Origin of the sequence: uncultured Gilvimarinus sp. (genome assembly GCF_963972205.1) — a bacterium.
GTDB lineage: Bacteria > Pseudomonadota > Gammaproteobacteria > Pseudomonadales > Cellvibrionaceae > Gilvimarinus > Gilvimarinus japonicus.
Map to the genome: position 1 here is coordinate 94,319 of NZ_CAXAUC010000002.1, position 24,806 is coordinate 119,124.

General features: G+C 53.0%; 24 protein-coding genes. 14 read left to right on the forward strand and 10 right to left on the reverse strand.

What is annotated here, in order from left to right; translation table 11 throughout:
• Positions 1-81: 81 nt before the first annotated feature.
• On the forward strand, positions 82-1,455 hold the full coding sequence (locus tag AACY82_RS04960) for a DUF3391 domain-containing protein (protein ID WP_339615676.1): 1,374 nt from the start codon (positions 82-84) through the stop codon (positions 1,453-1,455).
• Between the two features lie 4 nt (positions 1,456-1,459).
• Here AACY82_RS04960 and asd read toward each other — a convergent pair whose 3' ends face one another.
• A complete protein-coding gene (asd, locus tag AACY82_RS04965) occupies positions 1,460-2,320 on the reverse strand; it encodes an archaetidylserine decarboxylase (protein ID WP_339615677.1) in 861 nt (286 codons plus the stop codon).
• Positions 2,321-2,471: 151 nt separating this feature from the next.
• Here asd and AACY82_RS04970 point away from each other — a divergent pair, with 151 nt between their 5' ends.
• The 3 genes from AACY82_RS04970 to AACY82_RS04980 are packed head-to-tail and all read left to right on the forward strand — an operon-like array spanning position 2,472 to position 4,203.
• Positions 2,472-3,122 carry an MBL fold metallo-hydrolase gene (locus AACY82_RS04970; protein ID WP_339615678.1) on the forward strand — a complete coding sequence of 217 codons (651 nt, stop codon included), beginning with the start codon at positions 2,472-2,474 and terminating at the stop codon, positions 3,120-3,122.
• Positions 3,115-3,837 (forward strand): SprT family zinc-dependent metalloprotease, encoded by a 723-nt coding sequence (locus AACY82_RS04975; protein WP_339615679.1) that lies wholly within the window; start codon positions 3,115-3,117, stop codon positions 3,835-3,837. The genes AACY82_RS04970 and AACY82_RS04975 overlap by 8 nt, the downstream gene beginning before the upstream one ends.
• Before the next feature lie 3 nt (positions 3,838-3,840).
• Positions 3,841-4,203, forward strand: a complete 363-nt coding sequence (locus AACY82_RS04980; protein ID WP_339615680.1) for a DUF2750 domain-containing protein — start codon at positions 3,841-3,843, stop codon at positions 4,201-4,203.
• Between the two features lie 22 nt (positions 4,204-4,225).
• Here AACY82_RS04980 and AACY82_RS04985 read toward each other — a convergent pair whose 3' ends face one another.
• Positions 4,226-4,582 (reverse strand): hypothetical protein, encoded by a 357-nt coding sequence (locus tag AACY82_RS04985; RefSeq protein ID WP_339615681.1) that lies wholly within the window; start codon positions 4,580-4,582, stop codon positions 4,226-4,228.
• A 213-nt stretch (positions 4,583-4,795) separates the two neighbouring features.
• On the opposite strand from AACY82_RS04985, the gene AACY82_RS04990 reads away from it, so the two are divergent.
• Genes AACY82_RS04990 through AACY82_RS05015 form a run of 6 tightly spaced genes read left to right on the forward strand, consistent with a single transcriptional unit; the run spans position 4,796 to position 10,743 of the window.
• Complete coding sequence (locus tag AACY82_RS04990) at positions 4,796-5,299, forward strand: LEA type 2 family protein (protein ID WP_339615682.1); 504 nt, start codon at positions 4,796-4,798, stop codon at positions 5,297-5,299.
• 30 nt (positions 5,300-5,329) lie between these two features.
• Positions 5,330-7,588 carry a DNA topoisomerase IV subunit A gene (gene parC / locus AACY82_RS04995; RefSeq protein ID WP_339615683.1) on the forward strand — a complete coding sequence of 753 codons (2,259 nt, stop codon included), beginning with the start codon at positions 5,330-5,332 and terminating at the stop codon, positions 7,586-7,588.
• A gap of 20 nt (positions 7,589-7,608) precedes the next feature.
• Positions 7,609-7,875, forward strand: coding sequence for a PilZ domain-containing protein (locus AACY82_RS05000; RefSeq protein ID WP_339615684.1), 267 nt, complete (start codon positions 7,609-7,611; stop codon positions 7,873-7,875).
• Between the two features lie 12 nt (positions 7,876-7,887).
• Positions 7,888-9,093 (forward strand): DUF4124 domain-containing protein, encoded by a 1,206-nt coding sequence (locus tag AACY82_RS05005; RefSeq protein ID WP_339615685.1) that lies wholly within the window; start codon positions 7,888-7,890, stop codon positions 9,091-9,093.
• 31 nt (positions 9,094-9,124) lie between these two features.
• Positions 9,125-10,213: a polysaccharide deacetylase family protein gene (locus AACY82_RS05010; protein ID WP_339615686.1), complete on the forward strand. Its 1,089-nt coding sequence runs from the start codon at positions 9,125-9,127 to the stop codon at positions 10,211-10,213.
• Positions 10,195-10,743, forward strand: coding sequence for a DUF924 family protein (locus AACY82_RS05015; protein ID WP_339615687.1), 549 nt, complete (start codon positions 10,195-10,197; stop codon positions 10,741-10,743). The genes AACY82_RS05010 and AACY82_RS05015 overlap by 19 nt, the downstream gene beginning before the upstream one ends.
• Here AACY82_RS05015 and AACY82_RS05020 read toward each other — a convergent pair.
• From AACY82_RS05020 to AACY82_RS05035, 4 genes are all read right to left on the reverse strand, one after another.
• Positions 10,740-11,600, reverse strand: coding sequence for a glucosaminidase domain-containing protein (locus AACY82_RS05020; RefSeq protein WP_339615688.1), 861 nt, complete (start codon positions 11,598-11,600; stop codon positions 10,740-10,742). The two genes, AACY82_RS05015 and AACY82_RS05020, sit on opposite strands and share 4 nt — an antisense overlap.
• A gap of 27 nt (positions 11,601-11,627) precedes the next feature.
• Positions 11,628-12,296 carry a replication protein P gene (locus AACY82_RS05025; RefSeq protein WP_339615689.1) on the reverse strand — a complete coding sequence of 223 codons (669 nt, stop codon included), beginning with the start codon at positions 12,294-12,296 and terminating at the stop codon, positions 11,628-11,630.
• Positions 12,208-13,332, reverse strand: coding sequence for a DnaT-like ssDNA-binding domain-containing protein (locus AACY82_RS05030; RefSeq protein ID WP_339615690.1), 1,125 nt, complete (start codon positions 13,330-13,332; stop codon positions 12,208-12,210). Before AACY82_RS05030 ends, AACY82_RS05025 begins: the two co-directional genes overlap by 89 nt.
• Positions 13,333-13,429: 97 nt before the next feature.
• Complete coding sequence (locus AACY82_RS05035; protein WP_339615691.1) at positions 13,430-15,757, reverse strand: fatty acid cis/trans isomerase; 2,328 nt, start codon at positions 15,755-15,757, stop codon at positions 13,430-13,432.
• 140 nt (positions 15,758-15,897) lie between these two features.
• Between AACY82_RS05035 and AACY82_RS05040 the strand changes: the two genes are divergently transcribed.
• From AACY82_RS05040 to AACY82_RS05050, 3 genes are all read left to right on the forward strand, one after another.
• On the forward strand, positions 15,898-17,502 hold the full coding sequence (locus AACY82_RS05040; RefSeq protein ID WP_339615692.1) for a nitrilase-related carbon-nitrogen hydrolase: 1,605 nt from the start codon (positions 15,898-15,900) through the stop codon (positions 17,500-17,502).
• Between the two features lie 105 nt (positions 17,503-17,607).
• Positions 17,608-18,861 (forward strand): glycoside hydrolase family 18 protein, encoded by a 1,254-nt coding sequence (locus AACY82_RS05045; protein WP_339615693.1) that lies wholly within the window; start codon positions 17,608-17,610, stop codon positions 18,859-18,861.
• Positions 18,862-18,980: 119 nt separating this feature from the next.
• Positions 18,981-19,985 carry an LLM class flavin-dependent oxidoreductase gene (locus AACY82_RS05050; RefSeq protein ID WP_339615694.1) on the forward strand — a complete coding sequence of 335 codons (1,005 nt, stop codon included), beginning with the start codon at positions 18,981-18,983 and terminating at the stop codon, positions 19,983-19,985.
• Here the strand turns inward: AACY82_RS05050 and AACY82_RS05055 are convergent.
• The 3 genes from AACY82_RS05055 to rsgA form a co-directional block, all read right to left on the reverse strand.
• The gene (locus AACY82_RS05055) at positions 19,977-20,897 is read right to left on the reverse strand and encodes a mechanosensitive ion channel domain-containing protein (RefSeq protein ID WP_339615695.1); all 921 of its coding nucleotides are present in this window, start codon (positions 20,895-20,897) and stop codon (positions 19,977-19,979) included. The two genes, AACY82_RS05050 and AACY82_RS05055, sit on opposite strands and share 9 nt — an antisense overlap.
• 3 nt (positions 20,898-20,900) lie before the next feature.
• A complete protein-coding gene (locus AACY82_RS05060; protein WP_339615696.1) occupies positions 20,901-21,707 on the reverse strand; it encodes a rhodanese-like domain-containing protein in 807 nt (268 codons plus the stop codon).
• Between the two features lie 81 nt (positions 21,708-21,788).
• Positions 21,789-22,808 carry a small ribosomal subunit biogenesis GTPase RsgA gene (gene rsgA, locus AACY82_RS05065; protein WP_339615697.1) on the reverse strand — a complete coding sequence of 340 codons (1,020 nt, stop codon included), beginning with the start codon at positions 22,806-22,808 and terminating at the stop codon, positions 21,789-21,791.
• Positions 22,809-22,870: 62 nt separating this feature from the next.
• Between rsgA and orn the strand changes: the two genes are divergently transcribed.
• Complete coding sequence (gene orn / locus AACY82_RS05070) at positions 22,871-23,425, forward strand: oligoribonuclease (RefSeq protein ID WP_339615698.1); 555 nt, start codon at positions 22,871-22,873, stop codon at positions 23,423-23,425.
• A gap of 172 nt (positions 23,426-23,597) precedes the next feature.
• On the opposite strand, the gene AACY82_RS05075 is transcribed toward orn, so the two are convergent.
• Positions 23,598-24,605 (reverse strand): hypothetical protein, encoded by a 1,008-nt coding sequence (locus AACY82_RS05075; protein WP_339615699.1) that lies wholly within the window; start codon positions 24,603-24,605, stop codon positions 23,598-23,600.
• Positions 24,606-24,806: the final 201 nt, after the last annotated feature.

The window sequence follows — 24,806 nt, forward strand, 5'->3', positions numbered from 1 at the left end:
GCTGTGTCGGTACTTTGGAATACGTCGGCTCGACCCGGCGGTCAGTGGCTGAGCTCGATCAAGGGCTCCGAGGGAGCGGCAGTGGGGATAAAGCAGGTTAAGTTAAGTGTTAACGAGCTAACCATCGGCATGTATGTGTCGGGGCTGGATCGGCCGTGGACGCAAACCCCGTTTCCGCTACAAGGCTTTTACATACGAGATATAGATGAGCTAAAAAAGCTTAAAAGCCTTTGCAATCATGTATACATCGATGTGGTAAAGGGTCGCTCGCCGGTAGCAACTAAACTGCGTTCTTATGACGGTGTGACAGGGGGGGGCAAAAGTGGCCCCACACGTCATGTCGATACTGCACCTGTGACGGTGCCGGTCAAGCCGATTAAGGTTCAGCGCAATCAGTATACTGAGGTAAAGCCTCTCGGGCGTGAAGTAAAAAAGGCCCGCGATTTACACCAAAAAGTGTATTCCGCCGTAGCTGACGTTCTCTCGCAGCTAGATTCAGAAAAGTTCTATGACATCCCCGTAGCCGAGACCCGTCGCTTGGCCAGTGATATGGTCGACAGTGTACTGCGCAACCCCGATGCCTTTACCTGGCTGTCTCGGGTGCAAGAGACGGATGAGTATACTTACAGCCACGCCTTGCGCTCGTCGGTTTGGGCGATATTATTTGGTCGTCATATCGGGTTGGCTAAACGCGAGCTGGATATTTTGGCGATGGGAGTTTTACTTAAAGATGTCGGTAAAACCAAACTGCCCCACGAGCTTATTATTAAACCTGACCGCAGCGAGGAAGAGCAAAAGCAATACGAGCGCTTTGTCGAGTTGGGGGTCGAGCTACTAAAAAGCGCTGACGGCATGGAGCCGCGTGTGCTTAGCGTGGTGCGCACGCACTGTGAGCGTCTAAACGGCAGCGGGTTTCCACAGCACTTGATGGGCGATAAGATTCCACTGCTGGGTAAAATTGCCGGGATAGTCACGTTTTACGATACGGTAATTACCCCTCGTGGGGCGGTCGTACCAATTGCCCCCTCTAAAGCTGTGGCCAGGCTGTATGAGCTACGCAATATACAGTTTCAGGAAGATCTCGTGGTCGAGTTTATTCGGGCAATTGGCCTCTACCCAACGGGAACATTGGTCGAGCTCAATACCGGTGAGGTTGGGGTAGTGGTTGAGCAAAACTTTGAGCGCCGCTTAAAGCCCAAAGTCATGCTGGTAATCGATGCTTTGAAGCAGCCGCTAAAAACGCCGCGATTATTAGATTTGGCCGATGATGACCGCACCAAACAGGCGTTAATTGATGCGGGAAAAGTGTCTTTGTCCGATGTGCAAAAAGTCGAAATCGCCCGTGACCTTGAGCCCGGTAGTTTTGATGTCGATATCATAGCCGTGCGCGATAACTATCTACTCTCTACCGAGAAAAAAGGTCTTATGGCCTTATTAGACCGTTTTACGCGCTAAGCTCCTACTCACAAATCTCGCCCATCATTTCGCCCATGCGGGTTGCCGTCTCTGCACTGAAGTGCTCGCTCCAGCGCACTTTATCTTTCGCAAATAAAACAATCGCGGTCGAACCAAGCTTAAAGCGGCCCATCTCGGCACCTTTTTCTAGCGTAATCGTTGTTGTGTCGTTGGCACTGTAGTGAGTCGTTGTGACCCGGCGTTTAAAGGGCGCGACTTCGCCGGCCCACACAGTTTCAATTCCGGCGACAATCATTGCGCCGACCAATACCACCGCCATCGGGCCGGCCTCGGTATCAAAAATACAAACGGCGCGTTCGTTGCGGGCAAACAGGCGTGGTACTTCTCGTGCCGTGGCGGTGTTGACGGAGAATAAGTCGCCCGGAATGACTGTCATCTGGCGTAGGCGCCCAGTGAGAGGCATATGCACACGGTGATAGTCTTTAGGCGATAAATAAACGGTGGCAAAGTGGCCGTTGGCGAATTCGGCGGCCAGCTTTTCATCGCCGCCGAGTAACTCGCCGGTGCTGTATAGCTGCCCTTTGGCTTGAAAAATACGCCCCTCCTCAATGCGTCCCAGTTGACTAATTCCACCATCGGCGGGGCAGACCACGCTGTGCTCTGCATCATCAATCGGGCGGGCATCGGCTTTTAAGGCGCGGGTAAAAAAGTCGTTAAAACAAGCGTAGCTGGCGGGGTCTTCATTTAACGCCTGCGACATATCCACGTTGTAGCGCTTGATAAACCACTCAATAAAAGTGCTTTTAACGGTTTGGTTGCGACAGCTTGCCACCTTACCGGCCAACCGAGACAGGGCGTGTTGCGGTACAAGGTACTGTAGGCTGGTAAATAACTTATCATTCATGAGGGTTATCCTGTGGGCTCACATGCGGTTAAATCGCGCAGGCGTATGCTACCAGAGATTCGTCGCCTCGGCGTTCTCCCGCTGCGTTCTGGCTGCTAAACTGTTGCTCTTGCAGCTCGCGCTGCCTTCTGTGGTGAATAATGAGGTTTGTGTGCTCCAGTTTCAAATTATTCCGGTAACTCACTACCAGCAAAATTGCTCGTTAATTTGGTGTGATCAAACCAACCAAGCCGCTCTGATCGACCCCGGAGGCGAGCCTGAGCGCATTAAACAGGCCGTTGCACAGGCTGGCGTACGTATTACCAAGATCTTACTCACCCACGGCCATTTGGATCATGTGGGTGCGGCCACGGCTTTGGCGGAGTATTACCAAACCGCCATTATCGGCCCTCACATTGACGATACTTTTTGGCTTGAAATGCTGGATAAGCAAGCTCAGATGATGGGGTTTCATCGGCCCCGACAAAATGTGGTGCCTACTCAGTTTTTGGTCGAAGGCGATGTGATAGCTGTCGGACAAAGCTCGCTTCAGGTGCGCCACTGCCCCGGTCATACGCCTGGCCATGTGGTGCTGATAGACACTGAAGCACGTTTAGCCTTTGTGGGAGATGTGCTGTTTAACGGCGCGGTGGGGCGCTCTGACTTCCCCCGCGGCGACCATGCCACCTTGGTGCGCTCGATTACAGGTAAGTTGTGGCCGCTGGGTGATGATATTCGCTTTGTGCCTGGCCACGGGCCTATGTCGACCTTTGCTCACGAGCGCGCCCACAACCCTTTTGTGGCAGACAAGAATTTTGGCTGATCCGGCCACGCTGCCTTGGCCCGTTGCTTTTCAGTTAAGCGCGCGGCGTCGCTCAGTGAGTATTGAGGTGCGCGAGGGACAAGTGCGCGTGCTGGCTCCGAAAGGCGTTGCCCGTCGCGACTTGCTGGCCATGCTACAAGCAAAACGCCCGTGGGTAGATGCCAAGCTGCGCCAGCAGCAACAGCGTATGGCCGTGCGCCCGCGCTACCAGTATCAAACGGGGGAGCGCTTGCCGTACTTGGACACCGAGCTGACCTTGCACGTGATGCAGGGGACGCGTGGCGCTTGCATCCGCGAGGCCGACACGCTGCATGTGTATTGGTCGCCTCGCAGCCGTAAGACTGTGCCAGAGCAAACGGCCCAAGCGGTTGCTCAGTGGTATCGTGCCGAGGCCTTGCGGCTGCTTGAGGCTAAAACCCAGCGCCTGTGTGACTCCGTCGGACTTACTTGTCACGGTGTCAACGTCCGGGCGACTCGTTCAAAGTGGGGCCATTGCACCTTTGATGGCCGCATTCAGTACAACTGGCAAATAGTGCTGGCCCCTACGCCTGTGGTGGATTATCTTGTAGCCCACGAGGTCAGCCACCTGCGCCACCACAACCACAGCCGCGCGTTCTGGCAACACGTTCATGCTATATGCCCGGATTATCAGCGCTTGCGTGTCTGGTTGCGCGATGAGGGGCACCGCTTGATATTACCGCCCTACGAGAGGTAAACCATGGAACCATTATCGGACGATTTTGAAGAAAACGTAGATCGCTTTATTGTCGAGGGCATCAATACCGGTTGTGTTTGGGGGCTCGAAGGGCCAGACGGCTGGGCCCTGTGCGACTCTGAAAAGCGAGACGACACTGATGTTATGCCCCTTTGGTCGTCGCGAGAGCTGGCTGAGGTGCACTGCGTTGAAGAGTGGCAAGATTATCAGCCTTTACCGATTGCGCTAGAAGAGTTGCTAGAGGATTGGCTGCCGGGTATGCACGAGGATGTTATTTTGATTGGCATCAACTGGAATGAACAGATGGAAGGCGATGAGTGGGAGCCATTGGACTTATTGGCCGAATTTGAGCAGGAGCTTAGTTAAGGCTGGGGCCTCGGGCGTCTTACTAGCCCGCGGTTCCTGTTTCGGTCGGCTCGTCGACACCAAACAAGTAGTCGTGCAAAATATCCACTTGGTTGTCTGTTACGTAGCGCTCTAGCTGGTCGAGGTCGGCAAATGCTGGCGTAATGGCACTGCTGGGGTCGCCGCTGTAATCGGCGCGAGTCATGACGACTACCTTGATCGGCGCTGCGGTTAGGGTGGGGGCATTAAAGAGCAATTGCAGCACTTTAAACTTAAAGTCTAGGCAAAAGCGCATTAGATTCGGGTAAATAGATTCTTGTCGGTTGTGAAATCGCAGTTCTCTGCTGCCTAATAACGTTTTGTTATGCGGGCTGTGATTGTGGGTGTTATGTTCAGGCATGGCATTTCTCGAACGTACGACGTAAGCGGATCACTAAAGAGTCGATTACATCACAGGCGTGCGTGCCGGTAGTGTGACCTGCATCACAAAATGCCTTAGGCGGTGTTTTTCTCTCCCGTGCGGACGCCTTTGCGGTATTTTGAATCCCGCGCCGATTGAATCATAATGCCCCTTGGCCCGCGCAACCGTTGGGCTGCATTCAGGAGTAGCAGTATGTCCGTTATTATTCGCACATTTGGCGTTAGTCGTTTACTGGCTGTGGGCGTAAGCCTACTGCTGCTTGTCGGTTGTGCCAGTTTGCGGCCCGGCTTTACGCAGCCCCAGGTCAACGTCACCGGGTTGCGGTTATTACCGGCCGAGGCCGGTGAGCTGGCGCCGAGAATTGGTGTGCGTTTACGGGTCACTAACCCCAACCCTGACGATCTGGTGATTAGCGGGATGTCATATAGCATGGCGCTGCAAGGGTTTGATTTATTAAATGGCGTCAGTGCCAATGTCCCCGTGCTAAAAGCCTATAGCGATACGCCGATGGAGCTGGAGTTGTCGGCCAATATTTTAGAGCTGGTGCGCTTAGCTCGCTCGCTCAGCCGCACCAAGGCCGGCGAAACAATCGCTTATGAGTTTGCCGCTAAGCTTGACACCGGTCGCTACTCTCCCTCGATTCGTATTAAAGAGTCGGGAGACGTTAATTTTGAATCGATGTACGCGCAACCTTAATGTTTGACGCGCGATAAGTCAGGATAAAAAATGTCTGAACATACGCAATTTTCCGAGGCAGAAGAGTTTATCTCCCTCAAAGAGTACGCCGAGAAAGCCTATCTCGACTACTCAATGTACGTCATCCTCGACCGGGCGCTACCCCATGTGGGTGACGGTTTAAAACCCGTGCAACGGCGTATTATTTACGCCATGAGCGAGCTGGGGCTAAAGTCTACCGCTAAATACAAAAAATCTGCCCGGACTGTGGGCGATGTGATTGGTAAGTTTCACCCGCACGGTGACTCCGCCGCCTACGAGGCGATGGTGATTATGGCGCAACCGTTTTCCTATCGCTATCCATTAGTCGATGGCCAGGGTAACTGGGGTGCGCCGGATGATCCTAAATCGTTTGCCGCGATGCGTTACACCGAGTCCAAGTTAACACGTTACGCCGATGTGTTACTTGAAGAGCTCGGTCAGGGCACCGTCGATTGGCAGCCGAACTTTGATGGCACAATGGATGAGCCCGAGGTGTTTCCCGCGCGGGTACCCAATGTTCTGCTTAACGGCACCACGGGTATTGCGGTTGGTATGGCGACCGATATTCCACCGCATAACTTACGCGAGGTGGTTGCGGCTACTATCCACCTGTTGGATAACCCTAAAGCGGACGTTGCCGAACTGTGTGAGTTTGTGCAGGGCCCGGACATGCCCACCGAATCCGAGATCATAACCTCGCGGGATGACATTAAAACGATTTATCACACCGGGCGCGGCAGCCTGCGTATGCGCGCCATCTACGGGCGCGAAAAAGACAGCGGCGACGTGATTGTTACGGCGCTGCCGCATCAGGTGAGCGGCGCAAAAATTTTGGAGCAAATTGCCGCGCAAATGCAGGCTAAAAAATTGCCCATGGTGGCCGACTTGCGCGATGAGTCTGACCACGAGAACCCGACCCGCTTAGTGATTACTCCGCGCTCCAACCGGGTCGATTGCGAACAGCTGATGCAGCATTTGTTTGCCACTACCGATCTCGAAAAAACCTACCGCATCAATATGAACATGATCGGTATCGACGGTCGGCCACAGGTTAAAAACCTGCAAAAAATCCTCTCTGAATGGTTGAGCTTTCGTACCGTAACCGTACGCCGGCGCTTACAGTATCGCTTGCAAAAAGTGGAGGAGCGTTTGCTACGCTTAGCGGCATTGATGATTGTGTATCTCAATGTCGATGAGGTGATCCGTATCATACGTGAAGAAGATCACCCCAAGCCGGTATTGATCGAGCGCTTTAACTTGGTTGAGATGCAAGCTGAGTACATCTTAGAAACCAAGCTGCGCCAATTGGCGCGCCTAGAAGAGATGAAAATTCTCGAAGAGCAAGAGAAGCTTGAAAAAGAGCGTGCCGAATTAGAAAAGATTTTAGGTTCTGCCACCCGTTTAAAAACCCTTATTCGCAAAGAACTAAAACAAGTGGCTGATGAGTTTGGCGATGATCGCCGCTCGCCGATAGTAGCGCGACAAGAAGCGCAAGCGTTTAGTGAGTCTGAGTTAGTAGGTGCCGAGCCGATCACCGTAGTGGTCTCAGACAAAGGTTGGATTCGTGCCGCCAAAGGGCACGACATTGACCCCGAGGCGCTCAACTACAAAGCTGGCGATCACTTTAAATTGGTGGCGCTAGGGAAGTCGAACCAACAAGCTATTTTGCTCGACTCTACCGGACGAAGCTACGCCATTGCGGCCCACACTTTGCCGTCTGCCAGAGGTCAGGGTGAACCATTAAGCGGTCGTTTAAACCCGCCTAATGGCGCCACCTTTGAAGGGTTGCTGATGGGCGCCGATGATCAGTCCATTTTATTGGCCAGCGATGGTGGCTATGGCTTTATTGCTTCGCTCGCTGATATGTACAGTAAAAACCGCGCCGGCAAAAATGCCCTAACGCTATCAAAAGGCGCCGAAGTGTTGACGCCGAAAGTTGTGCTTGACCCCGAAAATGATTGGGTGGCCGCGGTGAGTAACGAGGGGCGGTTGTTGTTGTTTCCAGTTGCAGAGCTGCCGCGTTTGGCGCGAGGTAAAGGTAATAAAATCATTAACATCCCGGCCGCTCGCGTGCAGGCGCGCGAAGAGTTTGCGCTCGGTATCGTGACTTTGTCGGCCGAGCAGTCGCTGACCGTGTTTTCGGGCAAGCGTCATCTCACACTTAAGCCTAGCGACCTTGAGCATTATCGGGGTGAGCGTGGCCGCCGCGGTAATAAACTACCACGCGGTTTTCAAAAAGTTGATCGCTTAGCGGTTAGCGAAAAATAAGAAAATAAAGGGAGCCTACGGTGAGTGATAAACGAGAACATCTGCGAACCCCGATAACCTGCAGTATTAAAATTGTTCATGCAGAGCTAGGCGAGATGCTGGTTAAAACCCGTGATTTATCTGACGGTGGTGTTTTTGTGCTGCTCGACCCAGAGCAGGCGCCGCCCATCGGCTCTCGTGTAACAGGGCAAGTTCAAGGGCTTATGGAAGAGGCTCCCATCGTGGCAATGGAGGTTGTGCGTGCAGAGCCAGAAGGTATTGGCCTGCGCTTTGTTGAGACGCAATAGGGAGGCGTTTACGTGCGCAGTTGGTTCTTGGGGCTTTGGGTGTGTGTTGTGCTGTTTGCACCGTTAGTGCAGGCGCAAATCTACACGTGGACTGACAGTGACGGACGTATTCACTACTCTGATCAGCCCACGGATAAAAATGCCGTTTTGCAGTCGGTCGATATCGGCACCATGCCCGCGCCGACACTGGTTGCCAGTGAAAAGCCTGCGTTATTTAAGACATCTTTATACCCGCTAATCGTTTCTCAGTTTGAGTACAGCGAGGCGATCGTTAACAGCTCTAAGGTGGCAGCGCGGTTTTATTTTGGTGGCGACTGCGTGTCACCCACCACGATGCGCTTTGATGAAATACGCCTGCAGTTGCCGGGTGTTATCCGCGAGCCAGAGCAGCTGCAGGTGGATGTCTTTCGTGCGATACGTCGTCTGGGACATTCCAGTTTGTATCGCGCCGGCCACTATGGCGGCCCTGCTGTCGATGGCGCGACAGTACGTTATTTAAGCGGTGAGATTATCGCCCTTGATATCGCCGCGTGCCGTGACGATGGGGCCTCAAGCAGAGGCTCAGCCGAGTTAAACGAGACCATGATTCGCAACTTCAAGATTGCCAATACGTGGTTGAAAGTGCGTTGGCAGCTGCGGGATCAACCGGGCGGCATGCCGCTGCTATCGATAGTGACCGAGGGCTCGGCTGCCACCCAAATTAATACGGATGTACAGCTTTACTCTGCCGTGCGCGAGAGTTTTTCGGCGGCTACCGCCAATGTTTTAGACGATGATCGCTTGCGCCAAGCACTCACAAAAACGGACGCACCTTCCGCGTCGATTGACACACCCGCGCCATCGGCAGAGCCTTCGAATACCAACCCGTTTGAGGCGCAAATTTTACAGCGAGCAAACCTTGCAGGTGCGTTAACCGAGTTGGCCGTCGTTAAAATAATGGTGGCCGAATATTACCAGGTGCGCGGAGTGATGCCCTTGTCTATGGCCGCCGTGGGTGTCGGGCCAGATAAAGTTCAGCACAGTCGTTACTTATCAAGATTGCACATGCAAACCCCTGGCGTTATTCATGCTGAATTAAATACTGAAAAGTTCCCCGCGGGGCAGTTTGTCGAGCTAATCCCCGAGATCAGTCAAGGTTTTACACTTATCGAGTGGCGCTGTGAAACCAGCCTCCAGGTGAGTGCTTCGGCCTGCCAATCATTGGCGACCACACCGTAACGGCCTACATTAACAACGTAAAGAGGACACAATGTTGACGGAACATCTATTTGGGAAACGTCTGTACCTAATGTTGCTGATCATTATGGGTGGATGGGCCAGTTTACCAACCCATGCGGCGGTTATTTTGCAGTATCATCATATTAGCGATGAGACTCCCGACTCTACGTCAACCAGCGTGAAACGTTTTACGCGGCACCTCGAATATTTGGATGAGCATCAGTTTGATGTTGTTGCGTTGCCCGCGCTTATTTCTGGACTTAAACGGGGACAAGCGTTTGCGGATAAAACCGTTGCTATTACGTTTGATGATGGTTATCGCTCCGTCTATGACACGGCTTTTCCTTTACTGCGTGAGCACGGCTTTGCGTTTACGGTGTTTGTGAACAGCGCCCCCATCGATCAGGGCTCCGAGGAGTTTGTTACTTGGCCCGAGCTGCAGGAGATGAGCAAAGCTGGCGCTACCATTGCCAACCACACTATGTCCCACCCCTACATGGTGCGTTTATTGCCCGACGAAACCGATGCCCAGTGGCGCGAGCGTATAACGGCTGAGATAACCGGCGCGGAGCAAGCTATTGCATCTCACATCGATCAGTCGGTTAAGTTATTAGCCTACCCCTATGGCGAGTTTGATGAGTCGCTTAAGGCGTTACTGCAGGAGCTGGGTTTTGCCGGATTCGGACAACACTCTGGCCCTGTAGGTGTTGATTCAGATGTGTTGGCGCTGCCGCGTTTCCCGATGGGAGGAGACTTTGGCACGCAGGATAGCTTTATTACGAAAATAAACACTCGCGCATTACCTATTAAGCGGCGCCAACTGATGGATGATCAAGACAAGCCACTGCAAAGCGCTGTGGTGGTAGCCGGTAGCCGCCCACGCTTGCAGTTAACGCTTGATTCGCCAGCTTTGGCTGCACGGTTAACCTGTTACTTGGGTGGTAAAGAGTTGTCAGTCGCGCTCGAGGATGCCACGGTTACTGTGATGCCAGCACAAGCGTTAAAGCCTGGTCGTTCACGCTATAACTGTACCGCACGGGCAGATGATGGCCGTTACTATTGGTTTTCACAGCCCTGGCTGGTTACCGGAGAGCAAGGGCAATGGCAGCACGAGAGTTAGACGCGGTACTCACTTATTGGTTTACAACGCTTAAGCCTGCCGATTGGTTTCGCAAAAGCGCAAAGCTTGATGCTGATATCGCTAAGCGCTTTGGTTCATTGCATAAACGTTTAGTGAGTGAGGACATCGATACGGCGGCATTAACGCCGGCTGAGGTGCTGGCTATTATTATTGTGCTGGATCAGTTTTCTCGCAATATCTATCGCGACCAAGCCGAAGCGTTTGCGGCGGATGATAAAGCATTGTGCTTGGCGCAGCAGCTGGTGGCCGATGGGCGTGATCAGCAGTTGCCTGCTCAGCAGCGGGTGTTTTTATATATGCCTTATATGCACAGTGAAGATTTAGCTGTGCACGATACAGCGCTGACGCTTTTCACTGACTTAGGCTTTGCCAATAACCTTAAGTTTGAGCGTAAGCATCGCGACATTATAAAGCGTTTTGGTCGCTACCCGCATCGCAACCATGCGCTAGGGCGGGTCAGTACCGCGCAAGAGCTAGCGTTTTTGCGCCAGCCCGGGTCGTCTTTTTAGCCCTCTTTGCTGGCGGTATCGCCCAGTGCAGGTTCTTGATCCAGAACGCTGAGTTTGTTGTAGCGAATAAGCTCGGCGAGCTCATCCACATACACCTGACCACGACTTGAGTAGCCGGTCAATCCGGGTATTAATGCGGGCCCGGTAATGGGGGTGCCGGCGTTGCGCAGTGCTGCGCGACGTGCGCGAACATCGCTGTAAGTACGGTGGGTGTTTATGTTGTGGTAGTAGGCATTAACCGCTTGCTCGACGCCGCTAAATTTTTGCACCTCGTGAGTGGCACCCTTAGAGCGACGCTTAGGAACAAGGCCGCAGCCTTTGGTGTAGCACCATTGGCCAAATAAATTCTGTGCCTGTCGGGCAAAGCGCGAGGTTCCCCAGCCGGACTCGGCCGCCGCCTGGGCGACTACCATTGAGGCGGGAATTATATCCACACGTGTTAATAATCGTTTGATTTGTTGTGTGTGCGTCAGGTCTTGATTGGAGCCTTTGTCGGCGCTCTTGCTCACTTTTATCTTGTAGCGCGAGGTTAAGCGCTGTAATTGCTGTTCTTGAACGTGGCTTAAGGTTTTTCCTGCAGCCAGCTCATCCAACATGCCGAGCAGTAGCTCGCGCACCTCTAGCAAAGCATTGTTTTTTTGCACGGTCATGGGCGCGATTAACTGAATAAACGTTTGTTTGCGGGTGGGAATATCGTCAATGCTGCGCATGTCGGGCAGTTTAGTCGAACCACTAATGCTGCCGAGCGTCGCGGGTGTGTAGGTTGTGTTGGCAAAAAATAGTGCCAGTGCCAGGGTGCCTAACGCGTAGGCGACTAACCCAGCGGCTATAAATTGAAACTTAGATTGTAGGCTCATTTACTCTCTCGTTATTGTTAGCGTGTTTTATATGTCTAACGATTCGCGCAATGCCTGCATGCGGCGCAAGTTTTCTTCATTGCTCAAGGGGGTTTCGGTATGCTCGGGCAAGGCCGGTGTATCGGGTGCAGTTAATGTCTCGCCGTTAATTACGCGCTCGCACAAACGTTTGTAATGCTGTGCAAAAACAGGGAACGCTGTGCGCTCTGTGCTGCTGCTTAAAAAATACCAATCGCTGGCGCGGCCGGCATAATAAACCGCGGGGTGGCTCCATTGAAACGTTGTTTTGGGCGAGGGCGCTTGGCAGGCTTCTACGTACGCGGAGTGCGGGTCTTTTAGGCCGTGTTTGCGCGGGTCACCTTGGCAGGCCACCATCATCTTATTAAGGGTCGGCAGATACTCGGAGGTTTCAATCACTTCCCGGGCGCCGCGACGAATGGTGTCTGGCTCAAAGCGCTGCAGAGACTCTAACCACAGTTTTTTGATTTGCCCCAGTACCGCGCCATCACTGTAGGCTTTGTAATATTGGTTGTGGTAATTAATACGAAACAGCGCAAACACCTCATTGAGTGCATCAATGTGAGCATCGCTGGGTGCTGTATGGCCCTCAGCTGGCCCAGCTGCGGTCGGTGAGGTCTTCGATGAGGCTTCGATCTCGCGTTGCGCTTGTTGCAGTAGTTTGTTGCTGTCCTGCATGGCTATGTACCTGTGTCGGCTGAGCATTGAGCGCGTGCTGGCGTGCCCAGTGGTGTTTAACGTGTTGTAAAAACTTGGTGTTCCACGAGGCGTTAAGCTGGTTGCTGTCGCGCCAAAATAAAACAAACTCTGGCACCTGCCTGCGGGCAAAAGCGACGTCAATGTTGGCCAGTTTTAGCACGTCGTAAACATCGCGGCTGGGCTGCCAATCGGGCGCGATCCGCTGGGGGGCGGTATCGTGCTCCAGCGCGCTGGTGTAGCGCGCCCACTGGCGCTTAACGTGTTGAATAAATTTACTGTTCCAGGTGCGCCCCACATCGCCGCGCTCGCGCCAGTAAAGCACAAACTCAGGTATCGCATCTTCCACAAAGGCCTGGCTGATACCGGCGTTGCGCACCAGCAATTGCATGGCATCGCGCGAGGGGCGCCAGGCCTCTTGCATGGCGGCGTCCTGGTCGCGTTTAAACAGGCCGGTTTCGTGCTCGCGCCACTGGCGCACCACATGCTTTAAAAACTTAGCGCCCCACGCGTGGTGCGCTTCACCGCGTTCGCGCCAATAAGTGACAAACTCAGGCAGCTGCTGGCGAATAAAATAGTCGGGAATGTTGTATTGCGCAATTTGCGCCATTAGCTCGCTATCGGGTTGCCACTGAGCACCAATGGTGTTGCTTTGGCGTACCGCAGGGGGTGGGGGCGGTGCTGGCTTCGGTGCCGGCGCGCTCGCTGACGCGGGCTCGGCGATGACGCCTGCAGCAAAGCACACGCGGAGCTCACCGCTGGCGGTGAACGGCGGGCTTAAAATATCGATTAAACCCTTCTCTTGCAGGTTTTTGCTAATCCGCTGGACGTCTTCCGGGCTCCAAAAGCCCAGGCGCTCGGCGGCCCCAGCGGCATTTAAGCTAACGGCGTTTGGTGCCTGCCCCGCGGTTACTAACTCGCTCAGGGTGCTGAGCATCACCGCCTCTTCCAGGCCGATGGTGGCGGCCAGAGAGGGGGAGAGTAACAGCGGTTTTTCGGGCAGTAAGGTCGAGGTCATAAGGTGCACTTTAGCATTGTTCGGGGCGGTGATTGTAGGGGCTTTTGCGTGGTGAGCGCCCCAGCGATAGGGGCGCCACGGCTTTTACTTGGCCGCGCTAGCGGTTTTCGAGCCGGTTGTAGTCCAAAATCCCGGCCGATTGCGGCTGATATGTGCGGTAGATGGCGTGAACCCGATCGCTGATATCCCAAAAATTGGGGTCAGAGCGACCGATTCCGTAGCGGTTTTTCAGGCGCCGGTAGTCGTCTTCGCTCTGCAGCTGGCTAATGGCGGTGGCAAATTCGTCGAGCTTATTATGTTCGACCAGCCAGAAGTTGTTGGGGTAAGCGCCGATAATACCGGCGGTAACGGTTAAGCCGTCCTCGCCGGGTAGGCGATGCTCCTCTTCGCGCAGTAGCGATGTCAGGCTACTGTGAGCGCTGTTGCGTAGGAGGGTAAACAAACCGCCTTGCGGGGTTAAGATAATACTGGCCTCGGGCATAATATTAGCGGCTTGCCCGGTAATGCTTTGCAGCGTCGTGAGTGCGCTGGTTTGCTCTTGGGGCCACTGCAACTGTTGGTAGGGCGCGCTGTGTCGGTAGGCGGGCGCGACCCGTTTTGTCAAAAGTGTGAGCAGCTCAGATTTTGGGTCGTTACTGTCATATTTGACACCGTCTACCGGCGGTAGACGGTTGAGATAGTTGTCTAAAAAGCTGCTGATCTCTTCTTCCGCGCCGCGATACCAGTGGTCAATCACCTCATCTTGGCTGTCTTTAGGCAAAAAGGCGACAAAATTCATTTCACCCTCAATACGCAAGAAGTCCATGTACAGGCGGCTTAATAGCTGGTGTGAGACATTGCCGTAGACATCAAATCCGGCCACCAACAAATAATGAATGCGCTCTAACAGCGAGTAGTTAATCAACCAGGCGGTTTTAGGCTGCTGGCCGATCAGGCCCTTTACGACGGAGGCGCTGTCGTTGTGACGAAAAATGGTCAGGGCGGCGTTGTCATTGTTGCCGTTGCCGTCCCACACACTGTCAAGTGTTACGGGGCCGGTGCTGTCAATAACGCTGCTGATGTGCTCGGCCCGGCGGGCCAAATACTCGCGCTGTAAGTCGGCGTATTTTAGCCAGCGGCTCACTGGCCTAAAGGTGTTGCCCGCCTCGGCCGGCAGTTGTAAAAACTGTCCGTTGTTGGCTAAAAACTCGCCCTCGCGCTCGGTACGGCTGGCCTCGGGTGACACAAAAAAGACCCAAAAATGATCTTGAATAACATTCAGCGCTACTTGTCCGCGACACACGGGTCCTTTAATAAAGTTCATGATGGTAAATTGCGCTTCGTCCAGCAAAAATTGATAACGCGATTGCACCGGGATTTGCTTAAAGCTTACAAACGGGTTGGCCGATATGTCCGGCTCATACCCCGGCAGTTGCGCAACTTGGTAATCGGCGTCCAAAAACCACTCGCGCCAGCGATCCATGCGCGCATCGTCGAGCCGATAGGGTAGGTAGGTTTTGGCTAAGCGGCTGGAAGGGTTGAGCCAAAACCGGTAGTACACCCGGTCCACCCCCGGATCGTCAAAGGGACGGCGCGTACTGATGCGCTCTAGCGGCTTACCCGGTGGGGTTGCTGAGCGGACCAGTCGAAACGAGTCTTGGCTGTTGTCAGCAAAGTGCACTGAAGCGATGAATAAATGCTCGTAAATATAACGCGCAAATAACCGTTGTTTAAAACTGTCGCCGTTTAATAGCGCCTCCCAGTGTTCAATGTCATCTAGTATGCTCGGCGAGACAGATTTTGCCGGGCCACCGTCGGCACCGTGGGCCAGCCAGTTCATTAAGCGTTTATGCTCGTTTTGGGGCAGCCCGGGCAAGCCAAAGGGCATGCCCCACAGCGGGTAGTCGGCGGCAAAACTGTCAAAGGTTTCGATTTTGGGGCACTGCTGGCTGCGCCCGGTCGAGAAGTCAAACGTATCGGGCAACACTTGGCTGCTAGGCAGCGGGTGAGCACTTTTGAGCGTGAGCATACGGGCCATTACGCCAGCACTAAGGTTTGCTTTAGGGGTGTTGCGGCGCTCGTTGATGACAGGAAAAAAGTCTTTGTCGCGCCAGGCGCTGGTGGTGTCGGCGTCTTGAAATAGGCGGGTTAGATTGGCCCCGAGCAGACGGGTGCCATCGTAGACTTTTTCTTGGTTTGCGCCGCGCAGCAGGCCCTCGTACGAGTCCAGCTTTAATTGGCAGGGGGCGTCGTAGCAGCCATGGCATACGGTACAGCGTTTTTCTAATAGTGGCCGGATGTTGCGTTGGTACTCATCCGCATCCGAGCCGGCGCTAACCTCACGCGGCTGCGGTTTACCAAAGCGTTGGTTGAGCTCGGAGGCCCCCATAACAGCGCAGCCAACCACAAGTAGGGCGGTAAGGATAAGAAAACGGCGAGAGGGCATAAGGGTGATCCGAGCAGCAGTACCAATATTGAGGCGATAACCGCCATAGCATAACACAGCGACTTTGTTTTAAAGTGTCACAATGTTCATTCACGGCACTGTTCACGCCGGTAATACCACACAAGGCAAATAGGTAAATCATGGCAAATCCTCCTGGCAATAAGCTCGAAGACCCCAAAGCGCACCTGACGGTACGCAATGCCACCTTGGCCGATGTCGATGCGATCGTGGAGCTATCGGATCGGGTCTACACCCCCGAGGGGATGGACGCGTATGCCCGCTCGCCGATTGTCGGGCAGATAAATAACTTTCCGCAGGGGCAAATCGTGGTGATGGTAGGCGATGTGCTGGTGGGCTATAGCGCCACGTTTCGTATTGCCGGCAAAATCGCGCTAAAGCCCCATACCTGGGTCGAGATTACCGGTAACGGCTACGCTTCGCGGCACGATATTAACGGTGATTGGTTGTACGGCATGGAAGTGTGCATCGACAACGATTATCGCGGCTATCGCATTGGTCAGCGGTTGTACAACGAGCGCAAAAAGCTGTGTCAATCGCTGGGTTTAAAAGGCGTTGTCTTTGCCGGCCGTATGCCTAACTTGGCGCGTCGCCTTAAAAAGTTTAAAACGGTCGAGAACTACATTGATCAGGTGGTACATAAAAAAGCCAAAGACCCCGTGTTGTCGTTTCAGTTGCGCAATGGCTTTGAAATAATCGGCATTATCCCCAACTACCTCGATGAAGATAAGCAGTCGTTGGGCTACGCCGCGCACATGAAATGGGAAAACCCTAAGGTGCCGGGTATCGACGATATGCCCACCAAACAGTTCGGCGTGCGCATGCCAGAGGTGGTGCGGGTGGCAACCGTGCAGTATATGCAGCGGCGCGTTAGCTCGTTTAACGAGTTTATTAAATACATCGAATATTTTGTTGACGTGGTGGCCGACTACAAAAGTGATTTTGTAGTGTTCCCCGAGCTGGTCACACTGCAGCTGCTGTCGATTGAAGATCAGGAACTGTCGCCTCACGAATCCATTGAGGCGCTCACCAAGTACACGCCGCGCTTAAAAGAAGCATTTCGCGATATGGCGTTGCACTATAACGTGAATATTATTGCCGGGTCGCACCCAACGCGAGTGGAAAATGGCCGTATTGAGAATATCGCCTACGTATTCTTGCGCGATGGCCGCACCTTTGAGCAACCTAAAATTCACCCCACACCCAACGAGGTATATTGGTGGGACATCGAGGGCGGTAGCACTTTGCAGGCCATTGATACCGACTGCGGACCAATTGGCGTACTGATTTGTTACGACTCGGAGTTCCCCGAGCTGGCCCGACACTTGGCGGATCAGGGTATCCAGTTTTTATTTGTGCCTTTTTGTACCGACGAGCGACAAAGCTATTTACGGGTGCGCTACTCGTGCCAGGCACGCGCTGTAGAGAATCAGTTTTATGTGGTAATGTCCGGTAACGTGGGCAACTTGCCTAACGTGGCGAACATGGATATACAATATGCCCAAAGTTGTATCCTAACGCCCTGTGACTTTGCTTTTGCCCGAGATGGTATTGCCGCTGATACCACGCCCAACGTCGAGACAGTGGCGTTTGCCGATTTGCGGCCCGAGTCACTATTGATGGCGCGCAACAGCGGTACGGTACAAAACTTAAAAGACCGTCGGCACGACTTGTATCGAATGGTGTGGAAGGGCGATCGTATTAAGCCGATTAAATCGGGCGAATAATTGCCCGCAAAATAGTATGACGAGCGGCGCCCCGTGCGCGGTGCCGCCGATAATGAAAACTCAGTTGAGCATGATAGGTGATTCACTCTTAAAGGAAATCACCAGATGAATAAAATAATAGTTTTACTGGCGCTGTGTGCGTTGTCGGGCGCGTTACGCGCCGAGCCGGTTTCGCACGCGCAGCCGCAATCGCAAACTCCGGCGTCAATGTCAACGTCAACGCCGCACCGCGCTCAGATGGCGCATGCCGGGCACCATCATGGCACCGCCGATGACACCTCAAAAAAAAGTACGACACACAAGGTCGTTATTGGCTATGTGTTTAGCCCCGAACAACCACTAAACCCCGATACTATCGTTGCCGAAAAACTTAGCCACATTAATTATGCTTTTTCTAATATTAAAGATGGCAAAATCGTTAATGGCTTTGCTTTTGACGATCAAAACTATCGCGCCCTACAGTCGCTTAAAAAGCGTAACCCCGATTTGAAAATACTATCGTCTGTAGGCGGTTGGACTTGGTCGGGGGACTTTTCCGATGTCGCATTAACCGAGGCGTCGCGCCAAAAGTTTATCGATAGCGCTGTCGCTTTTGTTAAACGTCACCAGCTTGACGGTATTGATATTGATTGGGAGTATCCTGGCCTTGCTGGGGCTGGCAATACGCACCGTCCAGAAGATGGCACTAATTTTACGTTGCTGCTTAAAGATTTGCGCGCTGCGTTTGATTCGCTAGAGACCGAGCTGGAAAGGTCATTGTTACTCACCATCGCCACCGGTGGGTTTCCCGATTACTTGGCAAAAAGTGATATCGGCAATTGGCAAAAGTATCTCGATTACATCAATATTATGGCCTACGATTTTAACTTTCCGGCGGATGGTCAAAAAACCGGGCATCATGCAGCGCTTTATGCGCACCCCGATGACGACAGCGGGCAATCAGCTGACGATGCGGTACGCAATCACATTGCCGCTGGGGTGCCTGCGAACAAACTGGTGATGGGGGTGGCGTTTTACGGTCGTCACTGGACTGAGGTTGATGCCAACGCTAACGGTTATAAACAACTCGCCAAGGCTGGTGAAAACCCCTATGGCAGTTCGCGGTTTAATAACCTGGCCCCCAATCTGGTTAACAAAAATGGCTTTGTTCGCTACTGGGATGACGTGGCTAAGGCGCCGTGGCTATGGAGTGAGTCGGACCGTATTTTTATCAGCTACGAAGACCCGCAATCATTGGCGGCCAAAACCCATTACATTCACGATAAGGGGCTTGCAGGTGTGATGTTTTGGCAATATACCTCGGACTATCAAACTCAACTGCTGGACGCCATTCAATCAGGTTTTCACGGTTGCCACTAATTATTCACTGACGCTTGCGGGTGACTAAACAAGTCACCCGCTTTACGAATCTTTTACCCGGCGCGCGCGAGGGCGCGTTATGCTGAGCGCCCCTCGAACCTTGTAGGTCGGAGCTTTTTATGTCTCTTAGTGATATCGCTTATTCTGTATTGGATTTAGCCCACGTGCGCATTGATGCCAGTTATGGTGACGCTTATGCCGGAATGGTTGCCAGCGCGCGTCACGCCGATGCGCTGGGTTACCAGCGCTACTGGATGGCTGAGCACCACAGTATGGACGGTATTGGTAGCTCCGCGACTAGTGTCCTGATCGGCCATATTGCTGGCGCCACCGAGCGGATTCGCGTCGGCGCGGGCGGTATTATGTTGCCTAACCACGCCCCCATTATGGTTGCCGAGCATTTTGGGACACTGCACGAGCTGTACCCCGGCCGTATCGATTTAGGGGTGGGCCGTGCCCCGGGTAGTGATGGCGCGACGATGCGCGCTCTGCGCCGCGATATGAAAAGCGGCGTGGATGACTTTCCCGAACAGCTGGCCGAGCTGCAGTACTTTTTAGGCGACGCTCGCAGTGGTCAGAATGTGATGGCGGTACCGGGACAGGGGAGTCATGTGCCGGTTTGGTTGTTGGGCTCCAGCTTGTACAGCGCGCAGTTGGCGGCTAAGCGCGGCCTGCCATTTGCGTTTGCCTCGCACTTTGCGCCGCGTTTAATGCTGGAGGCACTGCACGTGTATCGCGCGGGCTTTCAGCCCTCTGAGGTGTTGGATAAACCCTATGCCGCGATTGGCGTGCCGGTGGCTGCCGCGCAAACCGATGAACAGGCGGAGCACTTATTTACCACGGCGCAGCAGAGTATTTTGGCTCTGCTGCGCGGAGAGCACCTGCGGTTGCGGCCGCCAGTAAAATCGATGGAGGGTTTGTGGAACCCGGTCGAGGCGCAGCATATACGGGATTTTCATCAAATAGCTGTGGTGGGTAGCCCCAGTACCGTGAAGCGTAAATTAACACAGTTAGCTAAAGATACTGGTGCTGACGAGTTTATTTTTGCTGGCAGCTTTTTTGAGCCGCAAGACCGGTTGACCTCATTGCAAATTGTCGCCGAGCAAATGCGCGGCTCAGTCTGACTCCGGTGATTTGGCTTGAATGTTTTTGTCGATAGTGTCGGCTTTTGCCTCGGGCTCGTGTCCAAAGCTAATGGCGCTGGAACGCACATGCAAATCTCTTTGTGGAAATGGAATTTCTACACCCGCCTCGCGTAGCGCATCATCGATAGCCCAGACATAATCAGACGTTACCTGGGTGGGCCTTTTTACCGCTACGGGGTCGACCCAGACACCCAAGGTAAAATCTAAGCTGCTGTCGCCAAAGCCGCTCATCCAAACCACAGGTTTGTGTTTCTCATCACTTAACGTATAGGGCACGGTGGCGGCGGCTTTTAGTACTGCATCGCGCACTAAGGTTTTGTTCGAGCCGTAAGCCACACCAAACGGAATACGAAAGCGGCGAATGTTCTCTTCCAACGTCCAGTTAATTAAATGACCGCTGATAAACTCAGAGCTGGGAATCAAAATGTCGACGTTATCGGCGGTGCGAATTAACGTCGAGCGCAATTTTATTTCTTGCACCTCGCCCATCAAGCCCGATTCCAGTTCGATAAAGTCGCCCACTTTAATGGACTTTTCCAGCAGGATGATAATGCCCGAAACAAAGTTATTAACAATCGACTGCAACCCGAGGCCGATACCGATACCCAGCGCGCTGCCGATGATGACTAGTTTGTCGAGTTGAAACCCGAGCACCGACAGCGAGCCTATGGCGCCTAAGACAATTAAAAAATAATAGACAATACGGTTAACGGTATAAAGCTGATGCGCTACCGTCGAGTGACGATGAAGCGCAACGCGAGTGATCGTGCGGCTGACTAGCGAGGCAATGACGAAAGTCGCAATCAGCACCACAATACTGGCCAGTAAGGCGCCCGTCGTAAGGGTGTATTCACCGACTTTTAATAAGGTGATGTCGAGCCAGTCTGACACAGGTTATACCTCGACCGGTGTGTCCGGGTGGTTGCCCCACTCAGACCAAGAGCCGTGGTAACCCTCAATGTCAAAGCCGAGGGATTTGCCCACTAAATAGGTAAAGCCCGAGCGGTGATGGCTTTGGCAGTGGGTGATTATAGTTTTGTCGCCGGTAATACCGCGCTCGGCTAAATACTCGCGCGCGTCAGAGCGAATGCGCAAACTATTATCGCGGTCCATCAGCTCGGTCCACTCCACATTGATGGCGCCGGGAATATGTCCGGCTTTTTGCGCCAGCACTTTTTCGCCACTGTATTCGGCAGGGTTGCGAGCATCTAAGATTTGAATCGAATGCGTCTCAAGTCCCGCCAAAATGTCGGGAATCTCAATCAGGCGTTCGGGGCTTATTTCTACCTCAATGGGCTTGGTATTGGGGTCTTCCACGGCTTGGGTAACCGGTAAATCGTCATTTAGCCATGCATGTAGGCCGCCATTGAGATAGCTATAATGCTTGTGGCCAATCATATCCAACGTCCAAATAAAGCGGCCCGCCCAGCCGCCACCCTCGTCGTCGTAAACCACAACGTGGGTTTCTGGTGTGAGCCCTAGGTAGGTAAATAACCGGTTCAGTTGCTCAACCGGGGCAATACGTCCAGGTGCCGGCGGTCGGTTGCACAGTAGCATTTGCGGCGGCACGTGGGCGGCACCGGGTATGTGACCGCGACGGTAGTTTGCCTCGCTGGATAAATCCACAATCAGCGGCGCCGCTGGCCCGTCTAAAAGGGGCAACAGCTCGGCAGGCTCGACAATTAAAGGGAGGGTGGACATACGGCTATCCTTACTTATCAATTGCAGTGCGGTATACGCGCCGCGCGATGGTGCAGATCATGATGACAGTTGTTCGTGAGCTTAATAGCTCCCTCGGCCCGGGTGCAAATCCGCCAGAATATGGCGGTAGCCAGCCAGTCGGCCAGGGCTAATGTCGCCCGTTTCTAACGCTTCCAAGATAGCACAGCCCGGTTCGTGGGTATGTGAGCAATCGCGGAATTTGCAGTAACCGATATAGGGTCGAAACTCCTTAAAGCCCGCTAGCACATCATCCGGGGCTATGTGCCACAGACCAAACTCACGAATCCCGGGCGAGTCGATTAAACAGCCGCCGGTGGGGATATGGAACAGCTGTGCACTGGTGGTGGTGTGGGTGCCGGTTTGGCGCTCACTTAAGCCCCCGACACGAATATTGCTCTCGGGGAGCAATGCATTCACTAGGGATGATTTACCGACCCCCGACTGCCCTACAAAAACGCTGGTAAAGTGGGCCAGATAAGCTCTAAGTGGCTCGAGCCCCTCATCATTTTTGGCGGAGGCGCGCAGTACCTGATAGCCAAGCTTGGTATAAAGCGCGGCAATGGCTTCGACTTTAGCCCGCTGCTGGTCATCAATTAAATCGACTTTATTGATGACCAGCGCCGGCTCAATGCCAATCGCCTCGGCGGCCACTAGGTAGCGGTCAATCAAGTTAAAGTGCGGCTCGGGGTAGGGGGCAACCACAATGGCGATACGATCGATATTGGCCGCGACCGTCTTCATGTCGCCGTAGGGATCAGGGCGGCTGAGGGCCGACTCGCGCTCGCGTTTGGCAACCACTACGCCGTAGGGGTTACCGTCGCGCCAGATTACCTTGTCACCGGTGACAAGCCCGCCTAAATTACTGCGAAAATGGCAGCGTTTGCGCATCCGCTCGGCGTCTTCAATCATCACCTGAGTGCCGTAGTGAGTGACAATTAAGCCGTCCTGTTCCGGGCCCAAATCGCTTTCGCCCAACTTGGCGTCGGCGGTGTCGTCACGCCGCGAGACACGCTTTTCACGCTCTTTTTGAATCTTCTCGATCCGCCATGATTGGCGTCTTGTCAGTTTGCGTTTGCTCAACGGCACGTCTCGGTCAGTAGATGTTAAGATGCTGAAAACATCATTGTAAAGGAAAACACGGTATGAACCCTACCTCCAACGATGACAATCTGATCTGGATCGACCTAGAAATGACCGGTCTCGACCCGGACAGCGACGTTATCATCGAAATCGCCACCATCGTCACTGATGCCAATCTCAATATTCTTGCCGAAGGCCCCGTCCATGCCATCTATCAAGCGCAGAGCTTTTTAGACGGTATGGACGAGTGGAACACCCGCCAGCACGGTAAATCGGGCCTCACCGAGCGGGTGCAAAACTCCAAAATCAGCGCCGCCCAGGCCGAAGCCGAAACCATCGAGTTTTTGCAGCAGTGGGTGCCCGCGGGCAAATCCCCCATGTGTGGAAACTCCATTTGCCAGGATCGCCGCTTTCTCGCCCGCGGTATGCCCACACTCGAGCGCTACTTTCACTACCGTAATCTAGACGTGAGTACCCTCAAAGAACTCGCCCGCCGCTGGAAACCCGACGTACTCGCCGGCGTTAAAAAATCCGGTGCGCACTTGGCGATGGATGATATTAAAGACTCGATTGCGGAGTTGGTGCATTACCGGGAAGAGTTTATTGATTTGGGGTGATGTAGTTGTAGTAGGGCGTAACTAACACAGAAGGGGCGCTAAGCCTCAGGTGGCTCCGTGCCCTGCTTTGGCAGGGCCTAGTATTTAGAGTTTCTTGAATTTACTAAAAACCATTTTGAACCTCCATTAGCTGGCCATTACAGTTACTAAGATAGTAGATTTGGGGGGAAGTTCAATTGTTTTGATTAGCTTTCACTGACTCTATGTATGTTGAGAATTTTGGAGAGTTCGCCATCAGATCTATAAAGTCAGTCTCGGGAGCCTTTTTGTCTTCTTCTTTCTGTATTCCGGAGTCTTCAAGTAAAACTTCGATAAGCTGCTCTTTGGAGAGCTCTAGTGATAGCTTAAGATATTTGATGACTTCGTCAACATATGATTCTGGTTGGCAACTTTCTCTGTGATGAAGGTGCATTATGCATGCATGGTTGTAGTGTATAACCCCTTGCTCAAACTCAGTGAGTTTTGGAGCATCAGAGCTGATTTCTTTGACTAGAAGCTTTAGTGATTTGCAGGAATACTCATACGCTTCGTCGTCTCGATTCATATAGCTAAGGCTAGAGGCCACACCCGCATAGCCTTCTGCGGTAGGTTCTATGTTTATAGATTTCAAGTAAGTTTTGTACGCGGCACTGTAACTGTCGTCTCTCAGTAGCTGGGCTGCTCTAACTCGAAGGTTGGCGGCCGTAATGTGTACCAGTTCTTCGTGTATTTTGACGTCGTCGACTCTTAGGGCTTCGACTTGGTTGGTAAGCTCGCTAACTTTTTTATCTAAAGTCTTTGTTACTCCGTCTACAATTGAGCTTAGCACTTTGACTGACGCTAAGCCTCCAATGGCAGAAATTGAAGACAGTATGAACCAAGCTTTCATTGCCTCATAGTTTTTCTTGCAGCCTGTGGTGCCGCACTCGTTTTCAAATACTGGGTCTAAGTCTATATTGGTAAGCCACATTGCTATTGCAATTAACGTTATCGAGCCAAAAGCACCGGACGCGAAAGTCCAAAGAGGGTTGTCAGTTATGACCTCAGGAAAGATGCGCGCTCTTTTTTTGTTAGCTTGTTTTTGACTGTTAACAAAATGAGTGCTTAGTAGTCCGGCTATGCCGCCAAGAAAGATAGCCCATATAATAGGTGGGTATATTAAAGGGCCTAAAAAATTCAAGAGATAATTGGTGTCGATCACTTGTTCTCCTTGTGGTAGAGCGGCGCCTTCACAATGTGAGGCTCCGCTGCTCCTGTTATTGTGGTGTTAGACTTAAGCTCACGCACGTTGTTTTTAGTCGAGTGGTTTTCGTGATGCGAGAAAAGCTATGTAGATGCACAAGCAGAAACGGGGAGCTATAAGCTCCCCGTTTTTGTGTGTGGCTTCTCGGCGTCAGTCCTC

Bases quoted from the DNA above. Each gene is read 5' to 3' on its own strand.
- AACY82_RS05025 (WP_339615689.1), bottom strand. From the start codon at position 12,296: ATGCAGGACAGCAACAAACTACTGCAACAAGCGCAACGCGAGATCGAA.
- AACY82_RS05050 (WP_339615694.1), top strand. From the start codon at position 18,981: ATGTCTCTTAGTGATATCGCTTATTCTGTATTGGATTTAGCCCACGTG.
- AACY82_RS05015 (WP_339615687.1), top strand. From the start codon at position 10,195: ATGGCAGCACGAGAGTTAGACGCGGTACTCACTTATTGGTTTACAACG.
- AACY82_RS05040 (WP_339615692.1), top strand. From the start codon at position 15,898: ATGGCAAATCCTCCTGGCAATAAGCTCGAAGACCCCAAAGCGCACCTG.
- AACY82_RS05060 (WP_339615696.1), bottom strand. From the start codon at position 21,707: ATGTCCACCCTCCCTTTAATTGTCGAGCCTGCCGAGCTGTTGCCCCTT.
- AACY82_RS05010 (WP_339615686.1), top strand. From the start codon at position 9,125: ATGTTGACGGAACATCTATTTGGGAAACGTCTGTACCTAATGTTGCTG.
- AACY82_RS05045 (WP_339615693.1), top strand. From the start codon at position 17,608: ATGAATAAAATAATAGTTTTACTGGCGCTGTGTGCGTTGTCGGGCGCG.
- parC (WP_339615683.1), top strand. From the start codon at position 5,330: ATGTCTGAACATACGCAATTTTCCGAGGCAGAAGAGTTTATCTCCCTC.
- AACY82_RS05030 (WP_339615690.1), bottom strand. From the start codon at position 13,332: ATGACCTCGACCTTACTGCCCGAAAAACCGCTGTTACTCTCCCCCTCT.
- AACY82_RS04980 (WP_339615680.1), top strand. From the start codon at position 3,841: ATGGAACCATTATCGGACGATTTTGAAGAAAACGTAGATCGCTTTATT.
- asd (WP_339615677.1), bottom strand. From the start codon at position 2,320: ATGAATGATAAGTTATTTACCAGCCTACAGTACCTTGTACCGCAACAC.
- AACY82_RS04985 (WP_339615681.1), bottom strand. From the start codon at position 4,582: ATGCCTGAACATAACACCCACAATCACAGCCCGCATAACAAAACGTTA.
- AACY82_RS04990 (WP_339615682.1), top strand. From the start codon at position 4,796: ATGTCCGTTATTATTCGCACATTTGGCGTTAGTCGTTTACTGGCTGTG.
- AACY82_RS05020 (WP_339615688.1), bottom strand. From the start codon at position 11,600: ATGAGCCTACAATCTAAGTTTCAATTTATAGCCGCTGGGTTAGTCGCC.
- AACY82_RS05035 (WP_339615691.1), bottom strand. From the start codon at position 15,757: ATGCCCTCTCGCCGTTTTCTTATCCTTACCGCCCTACTTGTGGTTGGC.
- orn (WP_339615698.1), top strand. From the start codon at position 22,871: ATGAACCCTACCTCCAACGATGACAATCTGATCTGGATCGACCTAGAA.